This is a genomic window from Streptomyces sp. BYX5S, from assembly GCF_054724165.1.
Window position 1 is genome coordinate 4906835 of sequence record NZ_CM138829.1, and the last position, 13447, is coordinate 4920281.

Annotated in this window: 11 protein-coding genes; 2 read left to right on the top strand and 9 right to left on the bottom strand. The window is 73.7% G+C overall.

Annotated features, from left to right (window positions below; all coding sequences use genetic code 11):
• From ACYBSK_RS22400 to ACYBSK_RS22440, 9 genes are all read right to left on the bottom strand, one after another.
• On the bottom strand, positions 1-2499 hold the full coding sequence (locus ACYBSK_RS22400) for an ATP-grasp domain-containing protein (RefSeq protein ID WP_460243060.1): 2499 nt from the start codon (positions 2497-2499) through the stop codon (positions 1-3).
• Positions 2496-3791, bottom strand: coding sequence for an MFS transporter (locus tag ACYBSK_RS22405; RefSeq protein WP_457478998.1), 1296 nt, complete (start codon positions 3789-3791; stop codon positions 2496-2498). Before ACYBSK_RS22405 ends, ACYBSK_RS22400 begins: the two co-directional genes overlap by 4 nt.
• Complete coding sequence (locus ACYBSK_RS22410) at positions 3788-4462, bottom strand: hypothetical protein (protein WP_460243061.1); 675 nt, start codon at positions 4460-4462, stop codon at positions 3788-3790. The genes ACYBSK_RS22405 and ACYBSK_RS22410 overlap by 4 nt, the downstream gene beginning before the upstream one ends.
• A complete protein-coding gene (locus ACYBSK_RS22415) occupies positions 4459-5448 on the bottom strand; it encodes a hypothetical protein (protein ID WP_460243062.1) in 990 nt (329 codons plus the stop codon). Before ACYBSK_RS22415 ends, ACYBSK_RS22410 begins: the two co-directional genes overlap by 4 nt.
• A gap of 5 nt (positions 5449-5453) precedes the next feature.
• Positions 5454-6290, bottom strand: a complete 837-nt coding sequence (locus tag ACYBSK_RS22420) for a nucleotidyltransferase domain-containing protein (protein ID WP_460243063.1) — start codon at positions 6288-6290, stop codon at positions 5454-5456.
• Positions 6287-7072 (bottom strand): gamma-glutamyl-gamma-aminobutyrate hydrolase family protein, encoded by a 786-nt coding sequence (locus tag ACYBSK_RS22425; protein ID WP_460243064.1) that lies wholly within the window; start codon positions 7070-7072, stop codon positions 6287-6289. Before ACYBSK_RS22425 ends, ACYBSK_RS22420 begins: the two co-directional genes overlap by 4 nt.
• Positions 7069-8286 carry an ATP-grasp domain-containing protein gene (locus tag ACYBSK_RS22430; RefSeq protein ID WP_460243065.1) on the bottom strand — a complete coding sequence of 406 codons (1218 nt, stop codon included), beginning with the start codon at positions 8284-8286 and terminating at the stop codon, positions 7069-7071. Before ACYBSK_RS22430 ends, ACYBSK_RS22425 begins: the two co-directional genes overlap by 4 nt.
• 3 nt (positions 8287-8289) lie before the next feature.
• The gene (locus ACYBSK_RS22435; RefSeq protein WP_460243066.1) at positions 8290-10083 is read right to left on the bottom strand and encodes a hypothetical protein; all 1794 of its coding nucleotides are present in this window, start codon (positions 10081-10083) and stop codon (positions 8290-8292) included.
• A 302-nt stretch (positions 10084-10385) separates the two neighbouring features.
• A complete protein-coding gene (locus ACYBSK_RS22440) occupies positions 10386-11420 on the bottom strand; it encodes a LacI family DNA-binding transcriptional regulator (RefSeq protein ID WP_460243067.1) in 1035 nt (344 codons plus the stop codon).
• A gap of 219 nt (positions 11421-11639) precedes the next feature.
• Here ACYBSK_RS22440 and ACYBSK_RS22445 point away from each other — a divergent pair, with 219 nt between their 5' ends.
• Positions 11640-12344, top strand: coding sequence for a ThuA domain-containing protein (locus ACYBSK_RS22445; RefSeq protein ID WP_460243068.1), 705 nt, complete (start codon positions 11640-11642; stop codon positions 12342-12344).
• On the top strand, positions 12329-13441 hold the full coding sequence (locus ACYBSK_RS22450) for a Gfo/Idh/MocA family protein (protein ID WP_460243069.1): 1113 nt from the start codon (positions 12329-12331) through the stop codon (positions 13439-13441). Before ACYBSK_RS22445 ends, ACYBSK_RS22450 begins: the two co-directional genes overlap by 16 nt.
• Positions 13442-13447 lie beyond the last annotated feature (6 nt).

Sequence of the window (13447 nt, forward strand, 5' to 3'; positions counted from 1 at the left end):
TCACTCCACCTCGATGGTCAGCTCGGCCTCGACGCGGTCGAGGAGCGCCTCGAACTCCTCGGCGGTGTCCGCGCCGAGGACGACCAGCAGGCACCAGTCCATGGTGTGCGCGAAGCCGACGGTGTCCCCCGCCTTCTTCATGAGGCGCCAGCCGAGCACTCCTTCCACGGCCTCGATCTGCTCCTTGGTGGGTACGGAGGTGACCGTGCCGGCCCGGGAGGGGCGCAGGTGGAGCGCGCCGATGTGCCGGTGCGGCGACTGGGCGGGCCCGTCGGACCCGATGTTCCCGTACAGCAGGCCGGTGGCGACGGTGTCGAAGACGCTGCGCCCGAGGCGGGCCGTGAGCATGTCGGGGATCCAGCCGCCGCCGATGCGGGTGGCGATCTCGGAGAACACGAGGTCGCCCGCGGGTGTCTCGAAGACCTCCAGGTGCGTGACGGCGGTGTCGATGCCGAGGGCCTCGTTGACGGTGGTGTGCAACGCCCGTATGCGTTCGTGGAGTTCGGGGTGTTCCTCGGGCGCCAGCATGTACGAGCCGTCGCGGGTCGGCGGGACGTCGTGCGGGGCGCCGTCGGTGGGGACGTGGTCGAGGCGGGGCACGTAGTAGGCGCTGACGTTGAGGAAGAGCGGCTTGCCCTCCCGCCACAGCGCGTCGATGTGGAGTTCGCGGCCGGGCACGAAGCGTTCGACGATGAGGTGTCCGGAGGCGAGCCGTTCGGGCTTGGGCAGGTCGCGCAGCACGTCGGCGATGTCCTGCGCGTTCTCGACGCGGACGGTGCTCATCGTGCCGAAGCCGAAGGCGGGTTTGACGACGGCGGGGAAGCCGACGTCGGGCAGGGCCCCGCCGTCGGCGAAGGTGGCGCCGGTGGGCAGGGAGGCCCACTCGGTGACGGGCACCCCGGCGGCGGCCACCAGCCGCTTCATCATCCGCTTGTCGCGGACGGCCGCCCGCATGGCGGCGCTGGTGTCGTCGCAGCCGAGCAGGGCACGGAGCTGGGCGGCGCCGAGCTGCCCGTCCTCGGAGAACGACAGCACCTGGTCGACCTCGACGCCGCGCACGGCGAGGTCGACGGCCACCCCGGTCAGTTCCTCGACGGAGTCGATGCTGCCGACGCGGTAGACGGCGCGGGCGGCGCCGAGGAGTTCGGGCGCCCGGTCGGCGGCCGCCAACTCCTTCTCCTCCAGGACGAGATGGAGGTGCGGTGTCGCGGCGAGCAGTGACCTGACCATGTCGGGGCGCCACTTGCACAGGACGACCACGGGGCCGTCCTCGGCGATCCGGGGCGGTTCGGCGGGCGCCGGGGGCGGACCGGCGTCGGCCGGCTCGACGCGGATGTCGATCTGCCCGAGCACCGCCTCGGCCGCGGCGTCCACCTCGGCGGGGGTGTCGGCGAGGAGCAGCGCGTGGGCGACCCGGTCGCCGGAGGAGTGGAGTCCGGCGACGACGTCACCGACGTGCTTCTTCTGCCCGACCCGTACCACCTCGGGCCGCTCGGCCGCCGCGTCGACGCCGTCCACGGCCGTGATGCGGCCGGGGGCGGGGGCGGGCAGGAAGAGCACGCCCGCGGTGCGCGGGCGCCCGGCCGGGAGGCTGACCTCCCGGCCGAGGGACAGTTCGACGACGCTGCGGAAGAAGTCGTGTCCGTAGGCCCGGCACATCAGCTCCAGGATGTGGTCCCCGGGGGTGCGCACGGCGAACTCCATGGGCTTGAGCACGCGGCCGTCGTCGCGGTACTCCAGGTGCACGATGCCGGTGCGGATGCCGGCGGCGGCGACGAGCGCGGCGGCCTGCGCGTCCACGCGGTCCCGGTCGGTGTGCTGGTGGGGCAGTTGGTGGCGCAGCTCGACGAACTCCGGTGGCCCGGTGGTCACTTTGCGGGTGTGGTTGCCGAAGACGACCGTGCCGTCCTGGACGAGCGCCTCCCAGCTGAACTCGGGGGCATCCAGGTACTCCTCGATCAGCACCTGTTCAGCCACGTCGCGGGCGGCGAGGTCGGCGCGCAGCGCGGCCTCGTCGGCGACGCGGCGGACCCCTGCGCTGCCCGCGCCGCGCAACGGTTTCACGACGACGGGGTAGCGGTCGCGGCTCCACTCGGCGGCCCGGTCGGCGTCGTCGACGACCGCGTACTCGGGCTGCGGAAGTCCGGCGTGCGCGAACAGGGCGCGCTGCACGGCCTTGTTGCGGCTGGCCTCGGCGGCGGCGAGCGAGGGGCCGGGCAGGCCGTGCCGGTCCTGCACGCGGGCGGCGGCCAGGACGTGCTGTTCGGCGAAGGGCACGACGCCGTGCGGGGCGTACCGTGCGGCGGCGTCGAGGGCGGCCTCCAGCCAGTGCGTCTCGGTGGCTCCGGGAGGGGTCTCGAAGTGGGCGACGTGGCGCTCGTGGTGTCCGCGCCAGGCCTCGTCGTCGATGAGCACGGTCCGCAGCCCGAGCTCGCGGGCGGCGGTGACATGGCCGCGCCCCATGATGCCCGCGCCGACCAGCAGCAGTGTGTCCGTCATGTCGATTCCCCTGTGTGTGACGCGGGTGTCTGTTCCGGTGTGGCTTCGGCGGCCGGTGCGGGCACCGGGGTGCGGCGCCGGCCGAGGGTGAGCAGCAACAGCAGGCTGAGGGCACAGAGGCCGAGCCAGACGAGGGAGGCCTCGCCGGTGAGGGTCAGGGCCACGCCGATGGAGGGGCCCGCCGCCGTGCCGATGCCCATGGCGCCGCCGGCGAGCGCGGAGACGCGGGTGACGTCCTGCGGCGCGACCGAGTCGATCAGGTAGGGGTGGAAGGAGCAGGAGTAGGCGCACTCGCCGAGCGCGAACACGACGGCGAACAGCAGCAGTCCCGCGTACCGGACGGGCAGCGGGCCGAACGAGGACGCCATGGCCACGGCGTACGAGGCGGCCCACAGCACGACCGACACGCGCAGCCCGTACGCCTCGTCGCGGCGGGCGAGCAGGCCGGTGACCCAGCGCTGCCCGAGGGCGACGACGGCGGTGTTGACGAGCAGCAGCGCGGACACGGTGCCGAGGCCGATGCCCATGAGGCGGACGGCGACGAGCGGCGCGGTGGCCTCGAACTGGCTGTGCCCGAAGAGGTAGGAGCCGAGCTGGAACAGGACGGCGAGCGCGCCCGCGACGCCGAGCCACCGCAGCCGTCCGCCGGTCTCGTCGGGCCGCTGTGCGGGCTCGTCCCCGGCTTCCTTGGGTGCCGCCGCCTCGGCGCGCTCGCGCGTCCGCAGCCGGTAGAAGGTGTACGAGAGCGGCAGGTAGCTCAGCGCGTTGCAGACGAACAGCCAGGGCACGGCCGAGGTCGCGAAGAAGCCGGTGGTGAGGCCCGCGACGACGGCGCCGAGGCCGAGGCCCACGTTGATGGCGCGGTAGCGTCGCGCGAACACCGAACGGCGCTGCTCCTGCGACGTCAGGGAGTTCAGCACCGGCACCATCGCGACGAGCAGACAGCCCTGGCCGCAGCCGATGAAGAGGACGGTCGCGGCCAGCGCGGCGATCGAGCCGGCCGCCGCCGTGCCCAGGAATCCGAGGGCGAGCATCAGTGTGCCGAGGAACCCGAGGAGCGCCGGGGGCGGTTTCAGCCAGCCGGTGGCGAGCACCGTGGCGGTCGCCAGGTTGGCCGCGGCGGCGACCCCGTAGAAGACGCTGACGCCCGCGGTGCCCATCTCCGGCAGGCCCGACAGGTACAGCGCCGTGTAGGGGTAGACCAGGCCGGAACCGAAGGTCGACACACCGTTGAGCAGGATCAGCGCGTCGGCCGCGGCGAAGCGGCGGCCCGGTTCCCGTGGCGCGCTCACGCGGCGCTCCCCCGCTCCCGCTCGGCGAAGGCCGAGTGGAGGAAGTACGTCCAGTCGGGGGCGCCGGGGTCGGAGACGTGCAGCAGGTTCTCCACGGCGTCGTAGTGGGTGGTGGGGTAGCGCACGACGCGGCGCACCAGTTCCTTGAAGATGTGCAGCGTGGACAGCTCCTGGTCGCCCGTGTACCGGTAGATCTCCACTTCCTGGTCGACCAGGTAGGTGTGCAGGCTGCCGGCGAGCCGGGTGAAGTGGGTGTTGTCCGCGTACAGGCCGAGGAAGTCGCGGCGCGTGCAGCGGGTGCGCCGCACGTCGGCGGCGGTGAAGCCGAGCGCCTGCGTCACGGCGCGCACGAGGTCGGCGGTGCGGACGGTGTCCGCCCCGGCCGGGGCGAGCACCGGGCCGGTCAACAGGGCGTCGAGGGCGGCGAGATGGCGGTCCGGCTCGTGGAGGGTGCGCACGTACCAGTCGCGTGCCCGGACCTTGCGGTCGATGTTGCGCACCGCCCACGCCACGGCCTGCTCGGAGGTGTCCGCCTCGTAGGTGTACGCCGCCGTGGGCTCGTACACGCAGAGCAGGCCGCGCACGGTGTCGCGGGCCAGGGCGGCGGGGCAGTGCGCGCTGGGGCCCGCGAGGATGTCGGGCTTGAGGATCAGGAGGGCGCCCGCGGTCATCGGTTCTCCTTCAGCAGGACGTCGAGCAGTCCGATGAGGCGCACCAGGTCGTCGTCGGTGCGGGTGCGGCCGAGGTGGACGCGCAGCGCCGTCGGCCGCTCCGGGTCGGCGAGTCCGTAGGCCAGCGCCCGGCTCTCCAGGAAGCCGACGAGGTCCGCCACGGCGCCCGGGGCGAGGGTGGTGGGCAGGACGCAGGCCAGGTCGCGGCCCGGCCGGTGCGCGGGTGCGGCGAGCCAGGAGCGTCCGGTGGTGTGCTCGCGGACCAGGTCGAGTCCGGACTCGACCTCGGCGTCGAGGTGTTCGGGGTGGGACTCGGCGAGGGTGCGCACGCCGTGGGCCAGCATCATCAGGTCCGATGCGGTGGGCCGTGGTGTGTCGGGGTCGGGCGCGAGGAGGTCCTTCAGGCCGAAGGGGCCGCCGTCCTCCCCGGCGCGGGCGGCCGCGGCGGCGCGCGGGGACAGGGCGAGGACGGTGGTGCCGGGGACGACGCCGAGCAGCGGGCCCGGGTCGAAGGCGGCCACGTCGAGTCCTTCGAGCGCGTTCCCGGCCAGTGGCCAGGTGGTGCCGGAGAGGTCGGCGGCGGACCAACGTCCGCTGTCCGGTGCGCTGTTGGTGAGGTCCGCGTCACCCACCGGCCGGGGCACCGCGTCGTGGTGCACGGCCCACTTCTCGCGGGCGAGCAGCCGGGACACGGTGCGCGGCGGGGCGGGGACGAGGAGGCAGTCATGCCCGTCCGGCAGCCGGACGAGCGCGCGCAGTTCCTTCAGGAGCGAGGCGATGAAGCCGTCGACGTGGGGGAAGCCGGGCGTCAGGCCGAGGACGGCGGGTCCCGAGCGGGCGAGCGCGGCGAGGCGGTCCTCGGGGACGGCGACGCAGCCGCCGCCGATCCGCGGTTCGCGGGGCAGTACGGCGTCGGGTATGTCGTACAGCTCGACGGGGGTGAACTCCCGCCCGCCGAGCGGTGTTGCGGTGGTGAGGGGCGGCATCGGCGTCATCCCAGCTTCGGTCGGGCCACGAGGCGTACGTAGGCTCCGGCCCGGTCCCCGGCGGCGTCGAGCACCGCCGCGAGGGCGGCCCGGGTCTCCGTGACGGCGGCCGCGGTGTCGGCGGGCGGGGCCAGCAGGTGGCGGGCGGTGTGGTCGGCGCAGCGGGTGAACGCGGTGTCTCCCGCGGCGGCGGTCTCGCGCTGGAGGAGCCGGACCAGCCACTTGACCGAGGGCACCGTGACACCGGCGGCGGCGAGGGCGCACTGGCCGGTGTGGACCAGCGCCTCGCGGTACATCCAGGCGGCCGAGTCGGCGTGCCCGTCGGCGAGTTCACCGGCCACGTCCGTGAGCCGGTTGACGGCGGCGACCGCGGCGACGTTCAGGAGGTAGCGGGGCAGATCGTCCGTGCCGAGGTCGTCGCGGAGCTCCTGGAGCCGGTCCGGGCGGCGCAGCGCGACGCCGGTGCGGACGCGGTGCAGGATCTTGAGGTTGTCCTCGTCGACGAGCTGGGCGATGCCGCGTTCCTCCGCGAGGCTCGCGACGGCGGCGCGGAACGCCTCCCGCAGCCGGTCGAGTCCTGCCGGTTCGAGCACCGCGACGTTGACCTCGCGGCCCTCGTGGTACGCGACGGTGGCGGTGCGCTCCCCCTGGCGGGCGGCCGTCTCCGAGCCGGCCACCCGGCAGTCGCCGACGACGTACAGGTCGAGGTCGGAGTTGCGGTTGGCGAGTCCGTCGGTCGTCGAGCCCGCGAGGAACAGCAGCTCGTCGCCACCGCGGCCGGCGGCGGCCAGGGCGGTGGCGGCGAGCGCCTCGTGGTCGGTGGTGGTGGGTGACGCGTTCACTGCTGTTGCCTCGACTCCGTCCAGGACCGGCAGCGACGGCCGAACTCCGCCAGTACCGCGCGGTCCAGGGGTGATTGATCGGTGTGGTGCTCGAAGTGCCACTGGATGCCCAGGACGAACCGGACCGGCGCGGCCACGCTGACCGCCTCGACGGTGCCGTCCGGGGCGGTGGCCTCCACGAAGGCGTGTCCGGGGAGCTTCGCCACGCGGTCGCTGTGCTGCGAGTTGACCGGCACGGCCGCCGGGTCGAGCCCGGGTCCGGCCAGCGCGGCGAGCAGCCCGCCGGGGGCGAGGGCGACGGTGTGCGCGGGCGCCCAGCGGTCGGGGCCGTCGACGCCCGCCGTCAGCCGGTGCTTGACCGGGGACGCGGGCACCGTTTCGAGCGTGCCCCCGTGGTGCGCGACCAGTTCCTGCAGGCCCCGGCAGCTGGCGAGCACCGGCAGCCCGGGGAGCCGGTCGGCGGCCCGCAGCAGCGCGGCGGCGGCCGCGTCCCTGGCGCGGTCGTACTCCCGGCCGGGCACCGCGTCGGCGTCCTGCCCCCCGTAGCGCTCCGGGTGGAGATACGAGCCGCTGCCCGGCAGCACCAGGCCGTCGAGCCGCGCCAGGACGTCGTCGGCGTGCTCGGGCCGCACGGTGTGCAGCAGCACGGCGGCGACGCCCGCGTGCTCCAGGAGGGGTGCGGTCAGGTGGTCGTTGACGCGTGAGTACGTCGTGCCGTTGGCCCGCTCCTTGCGGCAGGCGAGGATCCCGACCAGCGGCCGTCGCGACGTGCCCGCGCTCACCCGGCCGACTCCCGTGCCGTCGCGCCGGGGTACTCCCGCACTTCGGTCACGAGGCCCGGCAGTGCGGCCGGATCGTCGGTGACGACGACGGCGACCACGGTGTCGGTGCCGGGCCAGTCCTCGGCGATGACCACCTTCGGGTGCGCGCGGACGGCGTCGGCGAGTTCCTGGGTGTCGCGCCCGGCCTTCGGCAGCAGCACCATCGCCGCGCCGCGCTCCGGCTCGGGCGTCTCGCCCGGCAGTTCCCCGTCGGCGAGGAGGCCGAGCAGGCTCTCGTAGGGGCGGACGGCGTCCTGGTGCGCGTACGGGATCAGGTGCGAGTTGATCAGGTCGCCGCCGAGGCGGCCGCCGACCTCCAGGACGACCGGGCCACCGGGGGCGAACCGCAGGTCGACGTGGAAGCCGCCGGAGCGCAGGCCCACGGCGAGGACCGCCTGCTCGGCGGCCTGCCGCACCTCCTTGACCTGGGCGTCGGTGCGCGCGGACGGCACGGCCGTGGCCCACGAGGGGGTCAGCGGACCGTCGACGCTCTTGTCGGTGACGCCGAAGATCCGGACGACGCCGTCGCGCACCACGCCGGAGACGGAATGCTCCGTGCCGTCGACGTACTCCTCGACGAGGAAGTCGGTGGTCCCGGAGTAGTTGGTGGAGGTCAGCGCGTACACCTCGGCGAGGTCCGTGTCCGCGCCGATGAGCGCCATGCCGCGGCCGCCGGAGCAGTGCGCGGGCTTGAACACGAGGGTGCGGCCTGCGGCGCCCAGTTCGGCCGCCGCCTCGCGCAGGTCCTCCAGCGAACTGCCGGACCGCCAGGCGGGGTTGAGGGCGTAGGGCGCCATGGCGCGGCGCTGGGCGATCTTGTCCGTGGCGACGGCAGCGGCGGCGGCGCCGATGCCGCGCGCCTCGAACCGCTCGGCGAGCAGCGCCGTGAGGCCCACGTACTTGTCGCCCCAGCAGGCCACGGCGGCGGGTTCCACACCGGCCACGGCCTGCGCGGCCTGCTCGTCGAGCGGGGCCTTGCGGTCGAAGGTGCCGAGCTGCCGGGAGGGAAGTCCGGTGTGCGAGACGTCGGCGTCGGAGGAGACGTGGACGCGCAGGCCGCGCGCGGCGGCGGCCTCCAGTTCGGCCCGCCATTCCAGTGGGGAACGGCGCAGGCCCAGGTAGAGGACCGTGCGGGGTCCTTCGGCCGGCGCGTGGGGGTTCGCGGGAGAGGTCATGGGTCAGACACCGTTCTCGTTCGTGTGCTCGTGCGCCGTGCTGGTCCGTGCGTCGGCCTCGGCACCGTACCGGCCCTGGTACCAGGTGTTGCCGAAGTCGTCGACGACGAAGGTCTCCTCGCGCTTCTCCTGGCGGCTCGCGTGTTCCTGGTAGTAGCCGCGCAGGATCTCGCCCATCGCGATGGCGGCGCGCAGCTCGGCGAGTTCGTAGGTGTCGCCCTGGGTGCGCATCAGCCGCAGGTCGTGCACGCCGGCGCGGTGGGCTCCGGCCAGGGTGATGCCGAAGGGGACGCGGATGGCGTGCCGTACGCCGTTGGCCACGTGGCCCTGGTGGTGGTGCGAGGTCCACTCCGTCATGTCGGGCATGGACGGGGCGAAGAACCAGTCGCGTTCGGCGAAGCTCTCGTCGTCGGTGACCGCCGCGGCGTGCGGCATGAAGTGCCAGCCGTTCCAGCGCATGCGGGCGGCGATGGCCCGTACGACCTGCGGCAGTTCGGCGGCGGCGCCGGCGTCGGTGAGCCGCTGCCGGAAGGGCGCGGCGGGCACCACGCAGCAGTAGTACTCGCTGGTCTTCCAGTGTCCCGGTTCGATGCTGCCCTCGGCGAGCAGGGTGCTGAGCCGCTGGATGTCGCGCGGGCCGCGGGACATGCTGACGTCGGATCCGGTGCCGTCCGCGGCGGCGCCCACGAGGCGGTGCAGCACTTCCTCGAATCGGCTGCCGAAGCCGGGTTCGGTGGACTGGCCGCCGTCGAGCACCGGCCGCCAGTCCACGTCGAGGGCGCCGCCGCGTACGGCGTCGGCGGCTCCCGGCACGAGGGCGGCGAGGACGTCGAGGAAGGCCTCCGGGACGTCCGCGCCGGTCACCGGGGTGTCGAAGAGGTGTTCCTGCTTGTTGATGGTCATCGCCTGGACCGTGCGGTAGACCACGGCGCCCGAGGCGAGGGCGCGCACTCTCGACTCCCGTGCCAGGTCGGCGAGTTCGAAGAGCCGGCCGATCGGCGAGGCCGCCGCGGCGGGGTCCGGGACCTGCTGCCCGTAGGCCCGTATGCGGTCCTCGATGAAGGCCGTGAGGCGGCCCGGCGTCAGCTGGGTGCCGCTGAACTCCTCGGTGCGCGAGGGAGTTCCGGAGGAGATGAGCGCCGACATGCAGACGACGAAGCAGGCGTCGGCGGCGCTCCACGCGCGTAGCGGCGTGCCGGAGAGCACCTTCATGCGGCAGCGGTCGGACTCGGCGGCGATGGACTTACCGACGAGGTTCCCGCCCTTGCCGAGATTGGTGTAGCAGTCGTCGCCGATGTAGAGGCGGATCGGGCCGACGTGCCGGAACAGGAACCGCAGGCGGTCCACCAGGCCCGCCGCGTGCTCCTCGCCCTGGGCGAGCAGCCAGGTCCGGCAGGCTTCGATCTCCGCGGCCTCGGCCTCGACGAGCGCGGCGCACTCGGCTTCGAGGTCCTGCGGCGGTCCGTCCGGCCATCGGACGGCCGCGACGAGGCGCAGGTCGGGGTCGGCGGGCTCACCGGGGCGCAGCACGCGGGCCTTGCCCGGCTTCAGCTGTCCGAACCGGTGGCCGCTCGGGTCGTCGACGGCGGTCGTGTCGACCGTGGCTCCCGCGGCTTCCGCCGCGTCGAGCAGGTGGCGTTCGGCGGGCCGTAACGCGGCGATGGCGACTTCGGACGCCAACCGCTCGCCGATGGTGGCCAGATGGCGTACGGCCTTGCCGGCGTCGCTGTGCGCGGCGGCCTCGGCGGCAACCGTCTCGAGTAACTTGTCGAACCCTTCGGCACGAAGAAGGCCCATCTGCGATTCCCTTGTGAAGACGTGACTTGACGCGGGCGATCGTCAGCGAGCGCCACATGACGGACAGCGGAAGGAACCAGCGTGAAATGCGCCGGGCGGACACGGGACGGCCACGCGCGGCCAGAACCGCAGGTGGGAGGGAGGTCGGTACACCTGTTCCGTGAAAGTCCGGGAGAGCCCCGTTGCTCAACTGGCGGCCGGAGCAGGTGATGCGAGGTCGCCAGCGCGGTGACTGTAGCCCACACTGTTAACGCCAGGCAATCACTTCGTGTACACAAGTCGACGCGCAGCGCGTCAATGACTCAGCGTGGCGCGGCCGTTGAATCCCGGACGACGAGCCGGGTCGCCAACTCCACGCGGTGCGTGTCGGGTTGCTCGCCGCGCGCCTGCCGCAGCACGGCACGCAGGGCCGCTCGGCCCATTTCCGGGAGGGGTTGGGCGACGGAGGTGAGGGCCGGGACGCAGTCGCGGGCGAGTGCGGTGCCGTCGAAGCCGACCAGGCTGAGCTGCTCGGGAACGCGGATTCCGCGCCTGCGGGCCTCGCGCAGGACGCCGACGGCGATGGCGTCGTTGCCCGCGAAGAGCGCGGTCGGCGGCCGGGGCCCGGACAGCAGCGCGCTCAGCCCCTCGACGCCGGACTCGGCGTGGAAGCGGCCGTGCCGGACGAGGCCGGGATCGGCGGGTACGCCGCGGGCTGCGAGCGCGGAGAGGTGGCCGTGCAGGCGCGCCTGATTGCATTCAATCGCCTCGGGTCCGCCGAGGTAGCCGATGCGGCGGTGGCCGAGGTCCAGGAGGTGTTCGGTGGCGGCCCTGCCGCCCGCCCAGTTGGCGGCGCCGACGCTGACGACGTCCGCGGGCGGCGGGTTGAAGGAGTCGATGACGACGACGGGGATGCGGCGGCGCCGGAAGGCCGCGAGGCCCGCCTCGTCGTAGGCGGAGGTCACGACGATCACCCCGGCCCGGCCCTCGTTGAGCAGGCGTTGGGCCTTGCGGCCGAGGCCGGATTCGGTGGGGCGCCGACCGCCCGTGGTGCTGACGACGACCTCGACGCCGGAGCGCGCGGCGTGGTCGAGGATGCCGCCCAGGAGGGCCGAGGGGTACGCGGAGTCGATGGCGTCGAAGGCGACCTCGACGACGGCGGGACCGGAGGGCGCCCGGCGCTGCGACGGCGAGCGGTAGCCGGCTTCCTCCAGCGCGGCGAGAACCCTCGCCCGGGTCTCGTCGGACACGTCCGCCCGCCCGTTGACGACCTTGGAGACCGTGGCCGTGGAGACGCCGGTGCGGTGCGCGATGGCGGACAGGGTCGGCCTGGCCGGGGAGGACGGGGTCGGCGGCATGGGGCTTCCTGGGACTGAGGGGTGGGTGCCGAAATCTTTCGGTGACGGCAGCTTGTGATCCGGCACGCCCCGCGTCAACCCATTGCGCCAAACCTCCCCGCGGCACGGCCTCTTGACCGGCACCTCCGGCGCTTCTACGGTTCCGGGGTCTCGAAGAGTCCTCGAAATATTTCGGTCGCGTTCCTCGACGGCCGGGACGTGCTCCAGCGAAGGAGTTCAGTGAACACCACCGCCGGCAAGAAGGCGCTCGTCGTACGCGGCGGCTGGGACGGGCATCAACCCGTCCGGGCCACCGACCTGTTCATCCCGCATCTGAAGGCCCACGGCTACGAGATTCGTGTCGAGGACTCGCCCAAGGTCTACGCGGACGCCGCGTACATGGCCGGGGTCGACCTCGTGATGCAGTGCGTGACGATGTCCACGATCGAGGCAGCGGAGTGCGCGGGGCTGCGGGCCGCCGTGGAGAACGGCACGGGGCTCGCCGGATGGCACGGCGGCATCGCCGACTCCTACCGGAACTCCGCGGACTATCTGCACCTCATCGGCGGCCAGTTCGCCTGTCATCCGGGCAAGCACCCGGACGAGCGCACGGGTGAGCAGGCGGACAACTACGTCCCGTACACCGTCACCATGCTCCCGGCCGCCGCCGAGCATCCCGTCACCCGGGGCATCGACGACTTCGACCTGGTCACCGAGCAGTACTGGGTGCTCGCCGACGACTACATCGACGTCCTCGCCACCACCACCCAGAAGGTCCGGCCCTGGGACCCGTGGCACCGTGAGGTCACCTCCCCGGCGATCTGGACGCGGCAGTGGGGCAAGGGCCGCGTCTTCGTGTGCACGCCGGGCCACCACGTCGAGGACCTGGAGCACCCGAGCGTGCGCACCGTCGTGGAGAGGGGCCTGCTGTGGGCAAGCCGCTGAACGTGGGCATCGTCGGATGCGGCACCATCGTCGGCCAGTACCTCGCGAGCCTGCGCGGGCTCGACGGCGTGGCGCTCGTCGCCGTCGCCGACCTCGACGACGCGCGGGCGCGGGCGGTCGCCGAGGAGTGGGGCGGTGACGTGCGCGCGGTCGGCGTCGACGCGCTGATCGCCGCCGAGGACGTGGACCTCGTCCTCAACCTCACGGTTCCCGCCGCGCACGGCGAGATCGCGCGCAAGGCGATCGCGGCCGGGAAGCACGTCTACGGCGAGAAGCCCCTCGCGGCCACCGCACGCGAGGCCCGAGAGGTGCTGGCGGCCGCCCGGGAGGCGGGCGTCGTCGTCGGCTGCGCGCCGGACACGGTGCTCGGCACCGGCATCCAGACCGCGCGGAAGGCCATCGACGACGGCCTCATCGGGGCGCCGGTGGCGGCCACGGCGACGATGGTCACCCCCGGCCACGAGCGCTGGCACCCCCAGCCCGACTTCTACTACGCGCCGGGCGGCGGCCCGCTGCTCGACATGGGCCCGTACTACGTCACGGCCCTCGTCACCCTCCTCGGCCCGGTCGCCTCGGTGGTCGGCGCGGCGAGCCGGCCCCGGTCGGAGCGGGAGATCGGCAGCGGGCCGCGGGCCGGTGAACGGGTGCCGGTCGGGGTCGACACCCATGTCTCGGGTGTGCTGGTGCACGAGTCCGGGGCGCTGTCGACGCTCGTGATGAGCTTCGACGCGGTCGCGACGACTTCCGCGCACATCGAGGTCCACGGCCCGCGCGGCACGTTGGCCGTCCCCGACCCGAACCACTTCTCCGGCGACACCCGGCTGTTCCGCCTCGGCGCGCGGGACTGGGAGACCCTGCCCGTGTCGGCGGGCTACCTCGGCTCGGGCCGCGGCTACGGGATCGCCGACCTCGCCGCGACACCTCCGGCCCGCCTGCCACGGGCGTCCGGCGAGCTCGCGTACCACGTACTGGAGGTCATGGAGTCACTGCTCGACTCGGCGGCGACCGGCACGTCCACCGCGGTGCAGAGCCGCGCCGAGCGTCCGCCGGCGGTACCGCTCACCGACCTGGCGCGGTCGGGGGCGGACGCGCCCTGACTGAGG

Excerpts from the sequence above, each read along its gene's own strand:
- ACYBSK_RS22400 (WP_460243060.1), bottom strand. The coding sequence starts at position 2,499 with ATGACGGACACACTGCTGCTGGTCGGCGCGGGCATCATGGGGCGCGGC.
- ACYBSK_RS22410 (WP_460243061.1), bottom strand. The coding sequence starts at position 4,462 with ATGACCGCGGGCGCCCTCCTGATCCTCAAGCCCGACATCCTCGCGGGC.
- ACYBSK_RS22440 (WP_460243067.1), bottom strand. The coding sequence starts at position 11,420 with ATGCCGCCGACCCCGTCCTCCCCGGCCAGGCCGACCCTGTCCGCCATC.
- ACYBSK_RS22435 (WP_460243066.1), bottom strand. The coding sequence starts at position 10,083 with ATGGGCCTTCTTCGTGCCGAAGGGTTCGACAAGTTACTCGAGACGGTT.
- ACYBSK_RS22415 (WP_460243062.1), bottom strand. The coding sequence starts at position 5,448 with ATGCCGCCCCTCACCACCGCAACACCGCTCGGCGGGCGGGAGTTCACC.
- ACYBSK_RS22430 (WP_460243065.1), bottom strand. The coding sequence starts at position 8,286 with ATGACCTCTCCCGCGAACCCCCACGCGCCGGCCGAAGGACCCCGCACG.